19 protein-coding genes are annotated in these 21,176 nt (G+C 34.8%); 8 read left to right on the top strand and 11 right to left on the bottom strand.

The annotated features are described in order from the left end of the window. Positions 1-294: 294 nt before the first annotated feature. Complete coding sequence (locus tag C8N37_RS10500; RefSeq protein ID WP_108158858.1) at positions 295-960, top strand: hypothetical protein; 666 nt, start codon at positions 295-297, stop codon at positions 958-960. A gap of 24 nt (positions 961-984) precedes the next feature. Here the strand turns inward: C8N37_RS10500 and C8N37_RS10505 are convergent, their stop codons facing one another. The 3 genes from C8N37_RS10505 to C8N37_RS10515 all read right to left on the bottom strand — a co-directional run bounded on the left by C8N37_RS10505 (position 985) and on the right by C8N37_RS10515 (position 3,978). Next, complete coding sequence (locus C8N37_RS10505) at positions 985-1,431, bottom strand: GNAT family N-acetyltransferase (RefSeq protein WP_108158859.1); 447 nt, start codon at positions 1,429-1,431, stop codon at positions 985-987. A 262-nt stretch (positions 1,432-1,693) separates the two neighbouring features. After that, entirely contained in the window at positions 1,694-2,557 is an 864-nt protein-coding gene (locus C8N37_RS10510) for a transthyretin-like family protein (protein ID WP_094772431.1), read from the bottom strand. Between the two features lie 203 nt (positions 2,558-2,760). Then, entirely contained in the window at positions 2,761-3,978 is a 1,218-nt protein-coding gene (locus tag C8N37_RS10515; RefSeq protein ID WP_146171054.1) for a hypothetical protein, read from the bottom strand. Positions 3,979-4,109: 131 nt separating this feature from the next. Here C8N37_RS10515 and C8N37_RS10520 point away from each other — a divergent pair, with 131 nt between their 5' ends. Then, positions 4,110-4,787, top strand: a complete 678-nt coding sequence (locus C8N37_RS10520) for a hypothetical protein (RefSeq protein WP_108158861.1) — start codon at positions 4,110-4,112, stop codon at positions 4,785-4,787. Between the two features lie 85 nt (positions 4,788-4,872). Here C8N37_RS10520 and C8N37_RS10525 read toward each other — a convergent pair whose 3' ends face one another. Beyond that, positions 4,873-5,928, bottom strand: a complete 1,056-nt coding sequence (locus C8N37_RS10525; RefSeq protein ID WP_094772434.1) for a 3-oxoacyl-ACP synthase III family protein — start codon at positions 5,926-5,928, stop codon at positions 4,873-4,875. Between the two features lie 189 nt (positions 5,929-6,117). On the opposite strand from C8N37_RS10525, the gene C8N37_RS10530 reads away from it, so the two are divergent. Continuing rightward, entirely contained in the window at positions 6,118-6,558 is a 441-nt protein-coding gene (locus C8N37_RS10530) for a hypothetical protein (protein ID WP_108158862.1), read from the top strand. Positions 6,559-7,034: 476 nt separating this feature from the next. Here C8N37_RS10530 and C8N37_RS10535 read toward each other — a convergent pair whose 3' ends face one another. The 3 genes from C8N37_RS10535 to C8N37_RS10545 all read right to left on the bottom strand — a co-directional run bounded on the left by C8N37_RS10535 (position 7,035) and on the right by C8N37_RS10545 (position 8,890). Continuing rightward, positions 7,035-7,691, bottom strand: a complete 657-nt coding sequence (locus tag C8N37_RS10535; protein WP_108158863.1) for an alpha/beta hydrolase — start codon at positions 7,689-7,691, stop codon at positions 7,035-7,037. Positions 7,692-7,945: 254 nt separating this feature from the next. Beyond that, a complete protein-coding gene (locus tag C8N37_RS10540; RefSeq protein WP_146171055.1) occupies positions 7,946-8,449 on the bottom strand; it encodes a protease in 504 nt (167 codons plus the stop codon). Between the two features lie 135 nt (positions 8,450-8,584). After that, the gene (locus C8N37_RS10545; protein WP_146171056.1) at positions 8,585-8,890 is read right to left on the bottom strand and encodes a hypothetical protein; all 306 of its coding nucleotides are present in this window, start codon (positions 8,888-8,890) and stop codon (positions 8,585-8,587) included. 236 nt (positions 8,891-9,126) lie between these two features. Between C8N37_RS10545 and C8N37_RS10550 the strand changes: the two genes are divergently transcribed. After that, positions 9,127-10,149 (top strand): aldo/keto reductase, encoded by a 1,023-nt coding sequence (locus C8N37_RS10550; protein WP_108158866.1) that lies wholly within the window; start codon positions 9,127-9,129, stop codon positions 10,147-10,149. A gap of 20 nt (positions 10,150-10,169) precedes the next feature. Here C8N37_RS10550 and C8N37_RS10555 read toward each other — a convergent pair whose 3' ends face one another. After that, positions 10,170-11,033: an AraC family transcriptional regulator gene (locus tag C8N37_RS10555; RefSeq protein WP_108158867.1), complete on the bottom strand. Its 864-nt coding sequence runs from the start codon at positions 11,031-11,033 to the stop codon at positions 10,170-10,172. Between the two features lie 250 nt (positions 11,034-11,283). On the opposite strand from C8N37_RS10555, the gene C8N37_RS10560 reads away from it, so the two are divergent. The 4 genes from C8N37_RS10560 (at position 11,284) to C8N37_RS10575 (ending at position 18,243) form a co-directional block, all read left to right on the top strand. Continuing rightward, positions 11,284-11,664, top strand: a complete 381-nt coding sequence (locus tag C8N37_RS10560; protein WP_108159065.1) for an L-rhamnose mutarotase — start codon at positions 11,284-11,286, stop codon at positions 11,662-11,664. A gap of 220 nt (positions 11,665-11,884) precedes the next feature. Beyond that, entirely contained in the window at positions 11,885-13,522 is a 1,638-nt protein-coding gene (locus C8N37_RS10565) for an alpha-L-fucosidase (RefSeq protein WP_244914394.1), read from the top strand. A 78-nt stretch (positions 13,523-13,600) separates the two neighbouring features. After that, positions 13,601-16,771: a SusC/RagA family TonB-linked outer membrane protein gene (locus C8N37_RS10570; protein ID WP_108158868.1), complete on the top strand. Its 3,171-nt coding sequence runs from the start codon at positions 13,601-13,603 to the stop codon at positions 16,769-16,771. An 11-nt stretch (positions 16,772-16,782) separates the two neighbouring features. Next, positions 16,783-18,243: a RagB/SusD family nutrient uptake outer membrane protein gene (locus C8N37_RS10575; protein ID WP_108158869.1), complete on the top strand. Its 1,461-nt coding sequence runs from the start codon at positions 16,783-16,785 to the stop codon at positions 18,241-18,243. Between the two features lie 607 nt (positions 18,244-18,850). Here C8N37_RS10575 and C8N37_RS10580 read toward each other — a convergent pair. The 3 genes from C8N37_RS10580 to C8N37_RS10590 all read right to left on the bottom strand — a co-directional run bounded on the left by C8N37_RS10580 (position 18,851) and on the right by C8N37_RS10590 (position 21,113). Further along, a complete protein-coding gene (locus tag C8N37_RS10580) occupies positions 18,851-19,618 on the bottom strand; it encodes an MBL fold metallo-hydrolase (protein ID WP_186812824.1) in 768 nt (255 codons plus the stop codon). A 63-nt stretch (positions 19,619-19,681) separates the two neighbouring features. Next, a complete protein-coding gene (locus C8N37_RS10585; protein ID WP_108158870.1) occupies positions 19,682-20,527 on the bottom strand; it encodes a helix-turn-helix transcriptional regulator in 846 nt (281 codons plus the stop codon). Positions 20,528-20,663: 136 nt separating this feature from the next. Continuing rightward, a complete protein-coding gene (locus C8N37_RS10590) occupies positions 20,664-21,113 on the bottom strand; it encodes a GNAT family N-acetyltransferase (RefSeq protein WP_108158871.1) in 450 nt (149 codons plus the stop codon). Positions 21,114-21,176: the final 63 nt, after the last annotated feature.

Below are 21,176 nucleotides of genomic sequence, written 5' to 3' on the forward strand. Positions count from 1 at the left end.
TGGTGTTATATTTTTTACTGATGAGGATTTTAGGTACGTTATTTTCTTTATTGAGTTGCTGCGCTCCTATTTTTTGTTGTTAATTATTATTTTTTCAAAGATATTAAAGTTAATAGCTTGCTCAAAAGGATTATGGCATATATGATTCTACTCCTTGTAGTCTCCATTTTATTTGGTTACGGCGGAGATTGGTTTTTTTAATAATGCCATATTTTGAGCAGGATCTGATTGCATAAAAGGATAGGCAATCAACAGAAATATCCTTTACTATTTCCATATTTAATTATCTTAATCATGACATTACTTTTTAATTTCCTATCATCACCTGATCATGTTGTATCACAGATAAAGGCTTTGGCTAAAATCATCTATCGGCAACAAATGATCAACTGGATGAAATTTTTAAAAGTGACTATCTTATTTTTTTGTTATCAACAAGTAGAGGCTCAAGTTTCAAAAGATGCTATAGATGGGATGACCTCTTATGTGCTATTAGAGAAGATCAATACCAATGGATTTCATCATCAGTTGTATAGGAAGGATATTAAAGAAAATACGGTAGAAGCGGAGATACTGCCCGAAGACCATGATGCCCCACAGCAGGTTACTGCGCTAAAAAAAATGATGGATTATGATGCTGATCAAAAAGGGGAGGAATATGTTCTTTATTGGCTGGACGATAAAAGTCAAAAGATATTGGAATTGACCTTTCCTAAACAAATTAAGGATGCAGAAAATAATATTATAGCTGAAGGGAGTTACTCAATCATAGGTAAAAATTTAAAAATTGTAATCTTGCATTTCGATTATCATTTTCCAGCAAAAATGGTTACCATGTATCGCTTAAATAGGATAGGGAGAATTTCTTTTGTTGAACGGAAAGCGATGACCTTGGATCCGGATAGTTTTAGCAATGATTATGTAAAAAGAGCAAGGGAGAAAAATATCATATCGAATTAATTAAAGTGGAACAGTGGTCCATGTCTATTTATTTTTTATTTCCATCATATATTTATCTATCCCCTTTCCAAAACCATCCTGTACAATAGCTATGGTATGAAATCCATTTTTTTCGTAAAATGCTGCAGTATGCTGTGAGGTTTCTAATACATATGTTTTATTCGGGTAGCAGTTTTTCATGATCTCTAGCCTGTATTGAGTAAGCAATTTACCTATTCCTTTTTTATGATGCTGGGCATGCACCATTCCCCATGCTAGACTGGCTTCGCCTTTTATTTCGTCAATAAAAATTCCTCCACAGGCTAATATCTGCTCACCTTCTTTAATCAGGTAGTAATTTTCATGAGTATGGTGATCTAAAAAGTTTTCAAATAATGGCAACTCTTGCTGGTCAAAAAAGATTGGTAAATTACTTTTAAATATTTCGATACATTTTTCCCTGTAAAATGCTGTATAGTTTATGAATAGCATGAAAATAAAAAATTTAAGCAATTAAGATACAGCAAAAGTAGTCGAATACCTAACAGTTCATGGTTTTTTAAGAGATTGTATTATCTTCCAATTGATTCCAATAGCCTTTTAATGAAGAGTGTATTAAAAATGGTTGTTTACCATAACGTTAGTAGTACAATAGGAGTAATGATCAATGGATATGGTAATTTTTAAATATTGGGTTTGATTATCTATTATCATCATTTAATAATGGCATCATGAATAAAGGTATGGATCGTGTTTATTTACTTTCAATTCTCGTTAAGATCATGATATCTCGATCTATGGAATCAATTTTATATAAATTGTTTGATGGATAAAATGCACTGTCGAAATGGATCATATTCTTTGAAAATTTAAATCTTCCCTTTGTCGTTTGCTGATTATTGGGAATGGTATAAGACTCACGATACATGCGATCGTATTCCTTACGGTGACGCCATGCATTTTGATATGTAATTGTTTTTTTTCCTTTATAGGTTCCATCTTTGCTTAATTTAATTAAATAAGAAGTTTCTATATCATAAGATTCGGGACTCCATGCCGTGTCGGGTTTGACCGGATTCTCAAATCGATGGAGTAATCCGCCATTGAATTTGTTGTCAAAATTAGGATTATTTGTGATTGGGTTTTGAAGACGATAATTTTTATTGATCCCAAATAAGGTATCGAGATTTTTATTTGCAACAAATTGCCAGTTGTCGTAAATATAATCTTCAGGTTGGATTACTTCACTTATACGTTTAATATATAGGGTATCTAGATTGTCTATGGCACCCTTTGTTCTACCGCCACCATATCTGCTAAAAAAATCTTTGCTATAACTTTGATAACCTGGCTTTTCAATGTCCAATTCAAAAAATAAAGGCGGAGCCTCCATAACCATGATCTCTGATAATAAAAATTTACTTGACCTGATTTCTTTCAAATAAAATTTTCCGTTTTCATCAGTATGTGTTTCTCCAACTTTACAGCCAGGGATAGGCTTATTGTCATAATCATAAATATAGCCTGTGATAGCGGGGCGGCTTAATCTTGAAATACAAGAATTAAATAAGCATAAGATTGTACTTAAACACAAGATAATGATGATGCCTTTTTTCATGATTTTAATTTATTTGTATCTAAGCCTATTTTCTTTCAACCAATAATTGACTTATTTGTTTTCCAAAGTAATCAATTTTGAATTGGGTAATGTATTGTGAACGAAATTTCTTATTTATCAGGTATGAATAGATTTTAATATCTATTAGTAGATATTATCTTATCAATTTATAATCGATCCATCTGTCTGGGGATACACTAATTCTATATATTTTTTAGATCAAAAGATTTTATATAACCTGTTCCTTGAAAGGAAACACGTGCACCTACAATTTTACCAATACTTTTTGCAAAACGACCTTCATAAATCTTCGTTCCATTCAAATCAATTTTTATAGATTTTGATTTTGAAATACAGCTGATTTGTACTGGTTTTTTAAAATCAGTCGAGAATGTTGATAAGTCATTTGTCATACCATCAACTAACTTTTCACCAATCCTTAATTTAAGTTCCCCAACACACCCTGGTGTTGATAAAGGAATGGTAATCACACCTTCAGTTCCTAATAACATGATACTTGCTTGCTTGCAAGGATTATTGTAATGGTTAGCAGTATTTTGTAGTTCGAGCTTTAATGCAAAATTTTCACTGGAAACATTCAATTTTTTACTTACATGGGTAAGAATAAGTGTTGGTCCTTCTTTTTGATTATCCAATTGCTCATTCTTTAAATCAGTTTCTTTAATTCCAACCCAATCGCCATGATTAACCGTCTTTTCTGGTAAATAAATAGGTATTGGTTCCCTATGAAGCATTCCCATCCAATCCTTAGATTCTATCAGAATATCATGTTCACGAACGATCGAATCATTGAGAATCAATTTAGCTCGGTAATAGCCAGGCATGTAATAGGTACTCGTATATTCATGTTTATTTTTATCTACTTTAAATCTTTTTTTAGGATCCCAGCTTTGTTGGATAAAAACACTGTCCGCATTACTTTTGCTCACATTGTATTTGAATATCACTGTATTGGGCACGCCAAAGGTGACAGGTCTACTGGAAAAAGTGATGTGACTATAGATTATTTTTTTAGCACCTTTAATGAAGAATGCAAAACTGATCAACAGTGTACATGCTAAGATTAAAAAAGCAAGAAAGAAAGGATTCTTCAAATCATATTTTTTACGATTTATTGGAGTATGGCTTGTATTTAACGAATTTGTAAAAGATCGCCAGTTAGGAAAATCAGCAAACTTTGCTAGAGCATCCAGTGTACTCAAATTTGGAGTACTATTATATTGAATTTTACCCCAAATACATTTTAAAGTACTGGCACTTAGCATGACATTGGTCTGTTCGAATATCAGATTGCTCAGATTCTCAAAATCTTGAGATTGCCACAAAGAGCTATTTCCCCAACCAAGTTTGTTTTCGATCAATTCTTTGCATTTATCTATAAGCTGTTGATTTTTAAACATATATTTCTTGTGATCAATCTTGAAAAGACTTGAATGGCTTTGAATATACAACTTATCCAGCATATAAATATCTTAGTTGCCGAACAATAAATTAATTAAATATAAATTTCAAACCCTAACACATGTTAAAGATGAATAGATTTAAAATTTTTCTATGTATCATTACTTTTATCAGCCTTACATTAAGCACCCGTGCACAAGAAATTATTCTTAAACCAGTTCTCTCGCATGAGGTATTCGAAGTGATAAATAGAACAATAATTGTTTTAAAAGATCAGCATAATAGGTCAATCGTGAATGTAAAGGCTCAACCTTATCCTGGTATTGCTTGGATAAAAGGAATTGAATTTCAAAATGGGATAATTGAATTTGATGTAAAAGGAAAGGATGTTTTACAGGAGAGTTTTGTAGGAATTGCCTTTCACGGCATGCGTGATAGTATATATGAAGCAGTTTATTTTCGTCCGTTTAATTTTCATGCCAAAGATCCAATAAGAAGAAAACATGCTGTACAGTACATTGCAGTCCCTGAAAATGATTGGCCTTATTTAAGGGAGAATTTTCCGGACAAGTATGAAGCTCCTTTGTCAATCCCCGTCGATCCTAATGACTGGTTTCATGTCAAAATTATTATTCATAATAACAACATTAAAACCTTTATAAATGGAGATCCTAATCCTGCTCTTATTGTGGAATCTCTTCATCCGAATACAGGTGGCAAAATAGGTTTTTGGACTGGACACAAATCGGATGGTTATTTTTCGGATCTGGTTATTACTCGTGAAGGCAATAGTGTCTTAGTAGAATAATAAAAGATAAGTTGAATATATTTTAATAAATAAATCCCATGTATAAGTTAGTAGTAACTTATACATGGGATTTATTTTGACAGTTTTAAAATTTGTAGACAAATGCGTTGATATTCATGCCTGCTCCAACAGATGCGAATAGCGTAATATCTCCTTTATTGATCGAATGCTCGGGTATTTCTCCGTGTAGAATCATTGCTAATAATGTAGGTATGGTTGCAACACTATTATTGCCCAATTTCTGAATGATCATAGGCATAACATTTGGCGGCTTTGGGAGATCGTATAGTTGATAGAACCTGCTTACGATCGCTTCGTCCATTTTCTCATTAGCTTGATGAATGATGATCTTAGAAAGTTCTTTTATAGAGTAACCGCTATTGTCAAAACACGTTTTCATAGCCTGAGATACATTTGTTAGCGCAAATTCATATATTTTACGTCCTTTCATTTTTAAATACTTGGTATTTGAATCCTGATGGAAGTAAGATTTACCGAAATATAAATAATCGCTTTCATTAAGGGTGAAAGAAGCCGATAGATGAGATTGAAGTCCAGAATCATCTTGATTAGCATCTAGGATTACTGCACCAGCACCATCTGCATAAATCATGCTGTCTCTATCGTGAGGATCTATTACTCTAGATAATGTTTCTGCTCCGATAACCAGACATCTTTTAGCAATACCTGCTTGAATAAATGCATTGGCCTGGATGACGCCTTCAATCCACCCCGGACAACCGAATAATAAATCGTACGCAACACAAAAGTTATTTTTAATCTTTAAAAGGTGTTTAACACGAGAGGCTAAACTTGGAACCATGTCGGACTGTATAGATCCATGCACAACATCTCCATAATTATGAGCAAAGATGATATAATCTATGGTTTCGGGATCGATCTGAGCATCTTCGATTGCTTTCTGTGCAGCAAGAAAACCAAGGTCAGATGCCACTTGGTCAGTTTCTGCATAACGCCTTTCTTCAATTCCAGTTATTTCCTTTAATTTTTGGGTTATAATTGCATTTGACTGTTTTAATGGTACTCCGTTTTCGTCAAAGAAGGTAGACTCGTCAAAAAATTTATTTGTAACGGTATGTAAAGGAATATAATTTCCAGCGCCTATAATTTTGCTATTCATTTTTTTTTATATTACTTATTAATGTAGTCATTATTACTGATATCTGCAAATCTGCATCTAACGACAATTGTAAATTTTATCAATCTAATATAATTTTCCTTTATTTGTGAATATTATATTTGTATATTAAGTTAAAGCTATACTTATGTAGTTTTTAAATTGGTTCACACACTATAATTTGATTTTATAATGGGTAATATTTGTAATTTGATATTAGGTTCGTTTTATACGAAAAATCTTGTCGATGAACTTCAGCTTTCGATGTGTGTGTTTATTAACAAGCATAAACAAAAGTCGATCGGGTTATTTCTCACGAGCGATCTAAAAGTAGATAATGAATTATTGGTCAGTTATGTACAGAAAAATGCAGGTCAAGGTCCAAAGCTTATCATCAATGAGGATTTGGTATTAAAGCATTTCAATAATAAAAAGGAACAATTTTACTATTGGAAAGGTACTGTCGCTACAATTCGAAGTATGGTACGACTATTGGATTTCTATTGTTTTACTGAATTGGGACAAAAACCGATTACTCCGATTGAAGGTCATTCATTTGTTATTCAAACAATGCATATGCTCGAGGAAGTGGAAAAGAGAAATTTGCAGATTGAAGCGAAACTGAAGCAATAATTGTTCTCCCTTCTATACAGGTCGTGTATACAATATATTTGATGGTTCAAAGAGGTTAGTATTTGAATGCAACTTTAAGATTGATTCTTCACATTCGCTCTTTATGATGATTTGGTCATTCTTCGATTTTGCTTGGTGTTATTTATACAGGATGATTTACTGGACTCGTGAAAAATTCAACCTCATTTCCAATCTTTGAGTACCCTATCTTTCCTACATCTTCCATACTCAAAGTATCTTTATTCTCTAAAAGTTTTATAATCTATTTTTATCACGTGCTATAACCATATTGGATTGGTTTTTAGCAGCGCAGTCTACTTTTTCAAATTTATCACCGTACCAACACATACATTCCTTAGATGTGAAGGTGTAGATTATAGTGGTAATAAAAAAAGTTAATAAAGGACAAGATTATGCGCGATCAAATCAGTTGGGACTTTGGAAACGATATGAAAAACCGGTATTTGATTAGTATTCTACGAGTGTTTAATCAAAAGTTTTCTTAATAACAGCTCGATATCTTTAGCATGAGTCATGGTCATAAAATGACCTCCATGTTCGATCACATAAGACGGAGTGATATTTTTAATGGGGATTATACGATCTTTGCTTCCATGTATATGAATGAGATCAGCGGAAATTATTTCATTTTTCCAGTTTAAGATTTTATCGATTGCCCATACTAAGAATTGTGGATCAGTATCCCGTAATATCTGTTTGAGCATCAATTTGTCTTGTTTTAAGGTTATGCCAAAGAAATAATCCAAAAGTATATTATGTTTTTTGAGCAAGGCATTAGGGAGAATATGATTAAGTTTTAGCCCTCCTATGATTCTGTAAAGTATGGGTATTTCCTCAGTGCCTTTTGCTGAGGCTAGTAATACAATTTTTTGCACTTTAATGATTTTAGCGATTTCTATCGCCATCATCCCTCCGAAAGAGAGTCCAATTAAGATAGGATCTTTTGCTGTTATTTTTAATGATAATCTTTTGGCATAAGATGCCATTGACTCCTGTGCAACCGGATACATCCAATCTAAATATTCTATAGGTAAACCTTCGAAGTTTATTCTTGAAAATACCCTTCTATCTACACCCAACCCACTTAGTATATAAATATGACTGCTGTTCATCTTCTAATTGCTGATTATGCTCGACAAATAATTTAATTTCTTAAAATTTATAAAGATATTTACCAGAATTTGTATTTTAATATTGATACTTTAAAATGAGTGAAAATTTACAGAATCGATCTTATGAAAAGTACTTTTTGCTCTCACTGGAAAATGATAATCACTTCTTATTTGATCGTTGTACAAATTTAGTTATATTGTGTCAGCAAGCCGAGAGCCTACGTGATTTTTTTAAACACGTAGGCTTGCACTAATTATTTCCCAGATATGGCAATTTTGATTTCATTTCCTGTATCAAGTCCACTGACACCTCCACCAGTGTATTTAACGGTGTAATTTCCCGGTTTCATCGTGTAATTCTTTGCTAGATTATATACGGTGCTCACGCTATCATGCGGTTGTACTTGAATATAGCTTTCTGCAGGAGGAGGCATTACTCTTCTGGCCATAGGACCATTAAAAAGTGCTTCGTTGCCCTGCTCGTCGATAACGTCCATATATTTTCCTAAAAATGGTTCAAAGGGTGTTTCCCATTTGCAAAAACGTTGTACCGTATCCGCATGATTGACCACGGTGAAAGACAATTGTACCGAATCTGTGGAGAAATTACTACCTACTGCTCTTAGATGTGTTTGAAGGGTGAGTAGTGTGGAGTCATTTTGTTTTACATCATTGGCTGAGCTTATTGTTTTTTGGTTTTGACAACTGGTAAACATGACAGTTGCAATACATAATATTAAAGAATATGGACGAATCATATATTTTGGAATTTAAATAGTTAATTATTGTGTTGTTTAGGATGTATTTAGATCGTTTTTTATTCAGTAGATAACGTAGAAAGCGGCATGCTGCTGATTAGTCCTGATAGCAAACCCGGTATGTTACTCATATCATTACTTGGAGGAAATCTCTGATACTTCAATCAATTCGGGTCCTCCTTCTAAAGGATAGCCTGCTACTTTTTTACCTTTAAGCGTGACAGATTTATCGATATAATCATCTAATTTTATTTTAATACTTTTCAAAGCATAAGTTTTGTTCTCTGCATCTATCATGTGTGTTCCATACTGAAAAGTAGTCATTCCTAAAGGAATTATTTTCCCTGTAATAACAATGGTGTCCCTATCTCCGGTATTTTTCATACTGCAGCAGCTAGAGAGTAAGCCTACGAGCATGGTGAATATCACGATCTTTTTCATATGTACTAAACGAAAGAAACAATGTTTACGCTACATGTTTATAATAATAAAGGTATTAAAGAAATCAGTTGTAGAAGGAATAATTAACTGTTATTATTTCTTTGTTGTGAAATGTTGCTGTTAATAGTAAATAATCATGCTAATATATCGATATATTGCTATTATATATCGATTTATGATTAACGACGAAGACATTTTGATTGTTAATTTGAACACTTACTCATATTAAGAATCTAATGTCATTATCTCAAGAACCTATTTCCGCGTTACAGCATATTCCGGACGTTATATTTGGTACAAGTAGTCTGGGAAATTTATATCATGAAGTTCCATTTGATGAAAAATTGGAAATTGTAAGGGCATGTGTACAACATTCGGATGGCCTTGCAGTGTTTGATACTGCGGGCAAATATGGCGCAGGTCTTTCTTTAGAATCTATAGGGACATGCTTAAAACATCTAAGTGTTCATCCATCAAAGGTATTGATCAGTAACAAGTTGGGTTGGTTTAGAGTGCCATTGGTAGGATTAGAACCGACCTTTGAACCAGGCGTATGGAAAGGAATTAAACATGACGCTGTACAAAAAATCAGTTACGAAGGTATTTTGGAGTGTTTCCATCAGGGAAATAGTTTATTAGGAGACTATACTGCGCAACTTGTTTCGGTACACGACCCAGACGAATATCTGGAAAAGGCGATAGATCAAGCTGATGAAGAAAAAAGGTATTTAGATATTTTGGAGGCATATCGTGCACTTTTGGATCTTAAAAAAGAAGGCAAAGTATTGGCTGTAGGTATAGGTGCTAAGAAATGGAAAATCATTCAGCGAATTTCCCAAGATGTCAAATTGGATTGGGTCATGATTGCCAATAGTCTTACCTTACACGATCATTCTCCTGATCTTTTAGCGTTTATCTCACAATTGGCAGATAAGCATATAATGGTTATTAATTCCGCTGTATTTCATGGAGGATTTTTAGTAGGAAGTGATTATTATAATTATCAATTAGTAGATAGAGAAACGAGGCAGGGGAGTGTTCTTTATGAATGGCGTGATAAATTTTGGACGATTTGTGATAGATTTAGCATTAAGCCTGCAGAGGCTTGTTTTGCCTTTGGTTTTGGGGTGGAAGGGATAAAATCGGTTGCATTAAATACTAGTAAGTCCGAAAAAGTACAGGAAAATATATCCATGGCAAAACGTTCAATTCCTAAAGAATTTTGGGAAGCAATGCGTGATGAGGGATTGCTAAATTGAAAATTTAATCCCATTGGATCTCATCTTCCTATTCTACGTTTGTAACTTGTAGGGTTTTCGCCTGTCATTTTTTTAAATAATCGATTAAAATAGGATATATTTTCAAAACCTAATTTAAAGCTTATTTCCTGGATATTGATATCATCCACCAGCATCATGAGTTGAGCTTTTTCTATTTTTTTCTGATTGATATATTTCATAGGGGTTACATCCATATGTTTTTTAAAAAGACGGATAAGATGATCTTTAGATAAGAATGTTAAATCGGCAAGGGCATCAATTGAGATCTGTTGATGAAGATGATCATCGATATAATCAAGCACCCGAGACAAGCGTTTGTCAACATCTGGTATTCTAGAGGTTGCACCTGCTAAAAATCTGCTGATCAATAGCTGTATAATTGCTTGGCTTTCGGCCTCTAAAGCAAAAGGAGAATTGATCTGTATAGCAATGTTTTTCATTAATTCAGATGAATTGTCATAGCTTTTAGGATCATATATGGATAGCTCGCGCCCAGGATTGATGGAATGTAACCTTTTTACAAGTTCAAGTAAAAATTTGTCCGCAAAGATTTCTTTTGGAAAGATATAGCGATCAAATATGCTGGATTTTCTTTCGGGGTTCTCATAGATGTGGATATAAAATAAAGATAATGTCGAGCTGCACTCATATCCGTGATGTACATGTGCGGGAGTGAGGTACATGTGATCAGCTTTTAGTTTGATAGACGTGTTTTGAAAAATTATGGTTGCTTCACCTTCTAGGATATAGTGTATTCTTGCAAATGGACTTTTAATGTTTTTAAAATTCCAGTCTCCGTCATGCTTCGCATAACCTATATTAAGTAAAGTGAAATCAAGTTTATTCTTTTCTTTGGTCATCATGATTTTGAAAGTCTATTGAGTATGTTTTAAAAGTATGAAAAAATAGGCATAAAAGTATAATGGCTAATTTTTAAAATGTCGATAATGTGTCTAATTTTGTCGATTACGTTCATGAAAGATGAAATCAGTTTATCATAATTTTGATTTTAATACTATTTGATCCCTATATGAAAAGATAACACTTTGTTTATTAGTGTTTTTTGATAGATATGGTGTGGGGAATTTCCAATTAAATACTTACTGTTATTTTATGAATAAAAAAGAGTGCTTGTCGGACAGCACCTCAGTTCCTGTTAAGAGATATTGTCAGACGCTACAACTTAAAAATGATCAAGAATTGATTGAAAAATATATTCAAATGCATCATGAAGATCACCATTGGAAAATTATTCGCGATGGAATACGCGCTGTTGGAATCCTTAATATGGAAATATATTTATCTGATAATAAATTGTTTATGATAGTTGATGCTCCTTTGGATTTTGAATGGCACCTTGCGTTTGAAAAATTGAAAAAAATGCCCTTGCAAGAGGAATGGGAGAAAGAAATGTCTATTTATCAAGATTCCAGTGGTGGGAGCAGTATGGAAAAATGGCAGCTGATGGATCGTATATTTTATCTTTATGAATAGTATTATCAGTTTTATCAATTAACATCAAATTGACTAAAATAATATTATTATATTTTCTATTTATCGATTTTGTGCAATTTTTAGTCGATTATGTAACTCATTTTGTTAGCGATTAGCTTTACTTTTGTTTAAGTAACCATAACAAATTATAAACCGAATGAACTCAGTGAAGTCTCGTTGATCTTAGTTCTTTCAATATTTAAAATCTGAGGTATAAATTATGATGGATAGAAGAAGCGCAATTAAGTTTCTGGGCGCCACAATTCCGGTATTGTTTTTAAGCAAATTTAGTTCCGCCACTCCGGATTGGGCTAAAGCACCTTTTAATCCGAATTGGCAATCACTAGAGCGTTATAATGTTCCAGATTGGTTTAGAGATGCAAAGTTTGGTATTTGGGCTCATTGGGGCCCACAATGTCAACCTGAGTATGGAGATTGGTACGGACAGGGGATGTATAAAGAGGGATCCGATCAATATAACTATCATCTTGAAAAGTATGGCCATCCGTCTGTTTTCGGATTTAAAGATGTGATTCATACTTGGAAGGCTGAAAAATGGGATCCTGAGCAATTAGTAAAGTTTTATCGGAAAATTGGTGTGCAATATTTTATGGCCATGGCAAATCATCATGATAATTTAGATTTGTATGATAGTACCCATCATGCCTGGAATAGTACACGTGTAGGTCCTAAAAAAGATATCATAAAAGGGTGGCGTGATGCAGCAAAGCGTCAGGGGTTGCGCTTTGGTGTGAGCGTTCATGCTGCTCATGCATGGACGTGGTACGAGCCTGCTCAACTATCTGATAAAAAAGGAGGAAAAGTAGGCGTTGCCTATGATGGAAAAGCCACCAAAAAAGATGGTTTTGGCAAATGGTGGGATGGTATGGATCCGCAGGAATTATATGTTCAGGAGCATGCACTTAGCCAAAATGCTGTAAGTGGTAATCAAACGCTTGAGCAATGGGATTGGAAGGAAGGGTCTGGAGTGAGTATCCCAAGTCAGAAGTATAATCATAATTTCAGAGAACGTACGGTTGACCTGATCGATAAGTATCATCCAGATCTGGTTTATTTTGATGATACGGCCTTACCTCTTTGGCCGGTAAGTTCCGTAGGTCTTGATATTACCTCACACTATTACAATAAAAGTCAGAAAGAAAATAAGGGAGTTGTAGATGTTGTTGTGACAGGAAAGTTGTTAGATGCGCAACAAAGGAAGTGTTTGGTATGGGATATTGAAAGAGGGCACAGCCAAAAGATTGAGCCAATTCCTTGGCAGACATGTACATGTATCGGTTCATGGCATTATGATAAGCGTATTTATGATCGTGATCAGTATAAAAGTGCCTTAACGGTTTTACAGACATTAGTTGATGTGGTCAGTAAAAATGGTAATCTGCTTTTAAGCATACCGCTTCGCGGAGACGGATCGCTCGATGATAAAGCATACAAAATTGTGTCTGAGATCGGTGATTGGATGGCTGTAAACCAAGAGGCGATAATCGGTACAAGACCTTGGCATACCTTTGGGGAAGGACCAGCTCAACAGTTCTCTACTCACTTTGATGGACCCGGAAATAACGAAGGAAAGGGGATTGCTTTCAGTGGAAAGGATGTGCGATTTACCACAAAAGGTCCTGCTTTATATGCCTTCATTATGGGATCACCTGATCAAGGGAAGGTTAAGATCAGCTCACTGGCCAATGGATTGCAGCAAGCAAAAAGAATTAATTCAGTGACAGTCTTGGGGTCGAATGAAGAAATAGTATTTGATCAAGATCAAACAGGTCTTTCTGTTGTACTGCCCAAATCAATTCACAAACAAGATTCGATTATTGTGATTAAGTTAACGTAAAACCTAGAATACAAATGAAAAATGACTTACATATCAATCTATTTGATATTATCTAATGAAATTCTAACCGATTAAGCAATGAAAAATAAAAACATGTGGCCGCTCCCCTTGGGAGGGAAGTGGCAATTATTGTCTCTTGGGACCGCTTTTATATTCTCACAATCTACTTTTGCGATGTTGAATAGAAAAGAAGTAGATAAGAATGGTTATGGTATCACCATACCATTCCTTGAAAGTCAACAATTAACGATCACGGGTACTGTTAAGAATACGAAGAACCAACCATTGGCGGGTGTTACAATCATGCCGAAGAATGGTACTGGTTCAGGTACTTCAACGGACGAAAATGGTAAATTTTCATTACGTGCCGCAGCTGGGACAACGTTGATTGTGAAGTATGTTGGCTATAAAGAACGAGAAGTCCCTGTAAGCGATAGCCGTTTATTATCGATTCAATTAGAAGAGGACGTAACGGCAATGGATGAAGTCGTAGTGATAGGTTTTGGTTCGCAAAAGAAAGTAAATCTTACTGGAGCGGTTGCGACGGTGAAGGGAGATGATTTGGTGAGGAGACCCGTAACGAATGCCGGATCCATGCTTCAGGGACAGGTGCCGGGATTACGTATCATTCAAAATTCAGGAGAGCCAGGAAGTGAAGGATTGACGATTCGTATGCGTGGTCAGGGCACTTTTAGTGATGCTGGAAATAATCCATTGGTTTTGATTGATGGTGTAGAAGGAAACCTGTCTGATGTCAATCCGAATGATATCGAAAATGTATCCGTTTTAAAAGATGCAGCTTCGGCAGCGGTATATGGTTCGAGAGCAGCAAACGGTGTCATCTTAGTGACAACAAAGATGGGAAAGGCTGGTCGTATTACCGTTGATTATAGTGCAAACGGATCCATACATACTCCGACAAAATTGTTTGATCTGATTACTAATTCGGCCGAATATATGGAATTATGGAATGAGGCTAAACTAAACAATGGCATTAATAGTGGCTTATATCCGCAAGAGACGATTGATTTATATCGTAATGCTACAGATCGTGTAAAATACCCTAATACTGATTGGCTGGATATTATGTTTAATCCTGCATTTGTTCATCAGCATAATTTAGGCATCAGTGGAGGTAGTGAAAATACACAATACAATCTATCTTTAGGCTATGTTGATCAGCCTGGTGTAATGAAGGGGTTTGACTATAAAAGATATAATGTGAGGTTAAACATGACTTCCAAAGTAGCGGATTGGTTAAAAATTGGAGCAAATATCAGTGCAAAACAAGGAGATACGAAACGACCGAGACAGGGAGCACAGGATGCGTTTATTGCTACCTTGTCACAAGCACCTACCTATGCACCTCAACTTCCAGATGGAAGATATACATTCAAAGCCTATGACTTTGAATATAACAACAAAAATTTATTGGCTATCGTGGACAACGATGTGCTATGGAAAAATAGGGATTACTCCCTTAATTTTCAAGGTTGGTTTGATGTCAAGCTTACCAAGGGGTTGAATTGGTACTCAAAAGCAGCTCTAGTAGGAGACTTCGATAATGAATCTGATTGGCGACCAGTTGTGCCCCTATATAATTACCATACGGGTGAATTTGCTACCGATCTGGATGTCGGTGGAAAAGGATTGGGAAATACGCGTCGTGAAAACAGATATACCAATGTATTTTCTTATTTAAAGTATGAAAATATATTTGCTGATGTTCATAATCTTGAAGTTCAGGCTGGATATAGCCAAGAATCTAACCGACAAGAATACCTATATGGCTATCGTCGTGATTACTTTAATAATAACTTGAAGGAGATCGATGCCGGAGGTTTAGCGGTACAAAATTCGAATGGATCAGCCTATGAATGGGCGCTAAGATCTTTCTTTGGTAGATTGACCTATAACTATAAACAACGGTATTTATTTGAAGCTAATTTGAGATATGATGGTACATCGCGTATGCACCCAGATACACGATGGGGAGCTTTCCCTTCTGTATCAGCTGGTTGGCGTGTTTCTGAAGAGTCATTTTTGAAAAATGCAAATTTAAACTGGTTGAATAATTTAAAATTGAGAGCTTCTTATGGGAAACTTGGTAATCAAAATATCAATATCAGCGTAGCTGGTAATAATTCCTATCCTTATCCATACCAAGAGATACTAAATTATATAGGCAATTATTCATTTGACAACTCGAATCTAAGTACAGGTGCCGCGCAAACAGCACTTGCAAACCAAGGGCTGATCTGGGAAGAGACATCTGTAGCTGATATTGGTGCTGATTTGACTTTTTTCAAGGGCTTGGACCTAACATTTGATTGGTATCGTAAAACTACGTCTGATGTCCTCCGTCAATCGCAAATTACGGGAGTCGTAGGTTTGGAGGCTCCAAATGTGAATAGCGGTACAATGCGCAATCAAGGTATGGAACTAAGTCTTAGATATTCCAATAAAATAGCATCGGGAACATTTGAAGGATTGTCTTATAGTATTGGTGGAAATATTGACCGGTTTAAAAATACGGTGGTCAAACTGGGGAAACAAGAAATCCAAGAATATACGATTCGAGAAGAAGGAAGACCTTGGGATACCTTTTATATGCTAGAGTGGGTAGGAATTTTTCAAAACGAAGAACAAATTTCAAATGCACCTAAACAGTATAATGATGATACGAAGCCTGGTGATCTTATTTTTAAGGATCAGAATGGAGACGGAATAATCAATGATCTAGATCGTACTTATATGAAAGGACAGTTTCCATCTTTTGAATATGCTTTAACAGGAAATGTAAGTTGGAAAAATTTTGATCTCTCTTTTATGTTTCAGGGAGTACAGGGACGAAATCTATTTGTCAATAATTGGGGAACTGTTCCTTTTGTTCAAGGTTCACCACCTACAACCGAATGGAGAAATCGCTGGACGGAGGAAAATCCTTCACTAACAATGCCTCGTATTTACTGGGGATTTGATGCTCCAGCTAAAATCAGAAGACCATCGAGCTACTATCTGCAGAATGCAAGTTATTTACGATTAAAAAACCTAACCATCGGATATACCATTCCTACTTTAGTTACCAATAGAATAGGGATAAATAAAGTTAGAGTATTTGTATCGGGCGATAATATATTCACAAAAACAGATTATCCGGGGCTGGATCCAGAACGTTCGGGGAGTGGTACATTTTTGGGGTATCCACAGAACAAAGTGTATGCTTTTGGTTTAAATGTTCAATTTTAATAATTAGAAAAATGAAAAAAATTGTCATAATAACAGTAATATCATTACTTGCATGTTTTATTCAAGGATGTGATAAAAATTTTTTGGATAGAGACCCGCTAGATAAGTTGTCTTCTAATCAATTTTGGGAAACCAAACAAGATTTCGACATGGCACTTACGGCTATTTATGGAAATTTGCAGACTCCTATGTTTTCCGCAGGCACGCCAGACTGGGATCTGATTACAGATAATGGATATGGTCAACACAATTCCAATGGTAGCCAAGCTATCGTACGTGGAGATATTTTCTCATCATCAGATGGCTATATCCGCGATGTCTATAAAAACTGTTATGCAGGTATCGCACGGGTGAATATTTTTCTATCGAAATTAGCTAACTATGAGGGAAGTGCCATAGATGCGACAGCAAAGAAAATATATGTTGGGGAGGCTAGTTTTATGCGCGCTTACTATTATTACTTGTTGTATACATGTTACGGAGACGTTCCTTTGGTAAAAGAACCATTGACATTAGAAAATCAAATTCAGCCCAAAGTGCCTGCAACTGAAGTGTTGGATTTTATTTTAAATGAGGTAGATGAAGCTATTGCTAATCTTCCTAATTCGCTTTATAAAGATGCAAAGGGACATCTTGTCAAATCCTCAGCTCAAGCTTTAAAACTACGCATACTGTTGTTTATTGCTTATGGACAAAATGGGAATGTAGATTTGCAAATTATCCAACAAGCTAAAAACGTTGCAACGGAGATCATGCAGGCAGGATATCAATTGTCTCCACAATTTGAATCTATTTTTAGAAGTACTACGCAGGAAGGAAATCCTGAAATCATTTTCTCGGTTAAATTTTTAGCTCCTGACAATGCGACATCTATGGATCAATGGTATGGGGACTGGTTAGTAGCAAGTCCTTTGAAAAGTTTTTACGATGCATTTGAAGCCAATGATAAAAGAAGAGACCAAACCGTTTTTGTAGGGCAAGTTGATTTTAATGGCACCATCCATAAACCCTCAAATAACGTTCCTACGGGATATGGACTAAAAAAGTTTCTTTCTCCAGATTTGATCCCTTATGGTTATTCAACCCAAAGTGAGCAGGACTGGGTAATGTTTAGGTATGCGGAGGTGCTTCTTTCCTTTGCGGAGGCAGAAAATGAATTGTCAGGTCCTACTATTGCTGTTCATGATGCCATCAACTCATTACGCTTACGTTCAGGACTTGGCAATTTATCGAAGACACTGACAAAAGATGAAATGAGGACAGCAATTCGTAAAGAAAGAAGGATGGAACTGGCTTTCGAAGGGTTTCGTTATTTTGACTTGAAGCGCTGGCATATTGCCGAAAAAGTGCTGAATAACGTAAAAGATGGAATTTTAACGTATAAGTTTGAAGATAAATTTTACAAATGGCCTCTTCCGCAAACCGAAATTGATCGAAGTCAAGGGGTTTTGATACAGAATCCTTCATATTAATAATTATTGTGGGCTCAATAAAATATGTAATTTTATTGAGCCTATGTTTTTAATGCATATAATCCGTAGCACGTGAGAGAGAAATCTTAGACTTAAAAAAAAACTGAATCCAATTATTGTTATTGATATAAACGTTCCAATTCTTCAAAATGACCAATCAGTAAAACATATGAAATAATAGATTGCATCCTGAAGACTAAAAGCAAAAGTACCATTGACTATCATTTTTTCTTTTGAACCTAAAAGTTTAAAAAATAATTTCACGTATTTCAGTCTAGAATACATAATGAAAATTCCGTCTTATCATCATCATCAAATTGTACTGTAAGTCCAAAACTCCTCTTGTTTTCATGATTTATAAAATCCCATAATGGGTTATGATAAGTATCCTCAGGTGGCATATTGTTAAAGATATTTTATTTGTCTATCCAAGGATAATATGTTGTAATGTCAATACACTGTGTAGCTGTAAACGTTTCAGATACTTCAATAGTTTACTTTTCTCTAGGATTACAAATTGGATAGGTATACCCCATACGGATAATGTTGTTTGATTTCAACAGTGCTCATCGATTTACATCCATAGTACTGTTTGCTTTAAAGGTGGTTAATTACAAATGAATTGATCTAACTCTTTGATGTCATGATAACCAAAAACTATTATTTCTGGGTGTTGATTGATAAAGTTTCGTAGGATATTTAGTGTATTGATCCTTTGAATATCATCGTCCGCTCTATTTTTTGCCAATTGACTAACAGGTTGACTATCATCCTCTAGTTCTGTTCTGAGGTAATAGGCATCACCTATGTAGAAAAGACTGGTATCATGCAGGTTGATCGCTACTCCGCAATGTCCATGTGTATGCCCAAACAAAGGTATTAGCGAAATATCTGCTATTTGGAGATTAAGATGTCTGGATTGCAGGCCATTCCACTGATTGAAAGAAGGTCCATAAGTAATTATCTTTGGATTATGGAGCATAGGCGCTTGTAGATACCTTGGATTTCCAGATTTGAAATTATTATATTCTTCCATGCTAATATGAACTGTGGCATTTGGAAAGTCTGCAAGCCCACCAATATGATCATTATCCAAATGAGAAATAATACAATCGGTAACCAGAGCCGGATTTAGACCTAGTTTTTCTATTTGCCTGATTGCAGTAGATGATTCATTAAATCGATAACCAGCCATTTTAATCACTTCTTTCCCTATCCTTTTTAGCGGATCTCGTACATCGTTAAGTCCAATTCCAGTATCAATTAAAATAAGTCTATTTGCTGTTTCCAATAAAATGCAATGTCCGATGGCACTGAGTTGCATAGGGGTTAAGATATCCACGCAGTTTAGATGATGTATTTTTATTTTGTCCATGCTATAAATGTTAGCTGTCAAAATAAAGAAATCTAATTTTTATAAAATAGAACTATGGCGACATCATCGCCAATTTTTCATAATGCGTAGTAGACTTAACTCATTACCATGTATTGTACCAGTATCATTTTCTGAATGTTGTAATGCTAAAAATTCCTTTGGCGTTAGGCTGGAAAATAATTTAAATTCTCTGCCAAAGTGAGAATGATCGGCATACCCAATCCTGTAAGCGATATCGTTTAACTTATTAAACTGTCCAGTTTTTATGAGGTGAATTGAGTTTTGAAACTTAACAATTCGGGAATATGTTTCTGGACATATGCCGACGTATTCTTTAAATTTGCGCTGAAATTGTCTTCTTGATAACAGAGATTGTTGCGCCAGCAAAGCAGAATTTATTTTAAAAGCACTGTTTCGAATCAAATTAACACTTTCTTCTATACTGTTTTGATTTTTAGAATTCAATAATTTTTGAGAAATCTCTTGACTAAATAGTTCAACAAGTTGTTGTATGGAGGATGCATCTAATAACTTTTCGGTAAAGTGTACGGAAAAAAAATTTCTCAATTCGACTAGTGTATTGGTCAATTCGGATGTGTTGATTAAAAATAGTTTTTTGACTGCTGCTGGTTGAAAGTTGACTCCAAAGATAAAAGAAGCTCCATGAATGTAATTGGTGCAAGGGGCACCATTCTTCTGGCCATAAATAAAAGAAATGGGTAAAGCAGTATCCTGTCCTCTAAATAAATTAGAGTTTCCGTTGTGATGCTGGAAAATAATCCCTGGCGCCCCATCAGCTAAAATTTTATATTCATCAACTCCAGATACTGTGCTTGGAATAGTGGCAGACCAAAACTCATTGATGACATTTTTTAGATGAGCTGGAGGCTGTATGCTCAATAGTTTCATATTTGCTTTTATTGTATACAGTTAACGACATTGATCGTAGTTTTTTATGATTGCTGCAAATTCATCTCTTCAAATATACTATAAAGTATACTCCAATTGAGACATATATGGTAACTTCTGAAGATTTAAAAATAAATTATATCTTTTTTTCAAAGCAGATGCTACTCGTTATGTTTTCATATTGACCATAATTTTGAATGATGATGAATGCATGCTTTTTATACAATCCAATTGCTTCAACCATCTGATCGCCCGTTTCTAAAATACATTTTTTATAACCCAATTCTTTTGCCCATTGTTGCAATTCTTGTAATATTCCGCTGGCAATTCCTTTTCCTCTATTTTCAATAGGTACAAACATCCGTTTGATTTCCATCATGCTTTCTTCATATTCTTTTATTGCACCACAGCCTACAGGCTGTTTATCCATATAGGCAACCACAACATATCTAATCAAATCTAACTTGTTATACTGGGCAAAAAAATCATTTTTATCACCATTTTTAAGGGCGAGATCTCTGTCTAATTGCTGGACTAATTTTTGAAAATCTTCATGATCTGAATTTGTTCTTATTAATGTATACATCTGTATTATTTATAATTTAAAAATTTTTTATCATGGCTATGCAATTCCTAACACACACCCTTT

The organism is Sphingobacterium faecium, from assembly GCF_003054045.1.
Classification (GTDB): Bacteria; Bacteroidota; Bacteroidia; order Sphingobacteriales; family Sphingobacteriaceae; genus Sphingobacterium; species Sphingobacterium faecium.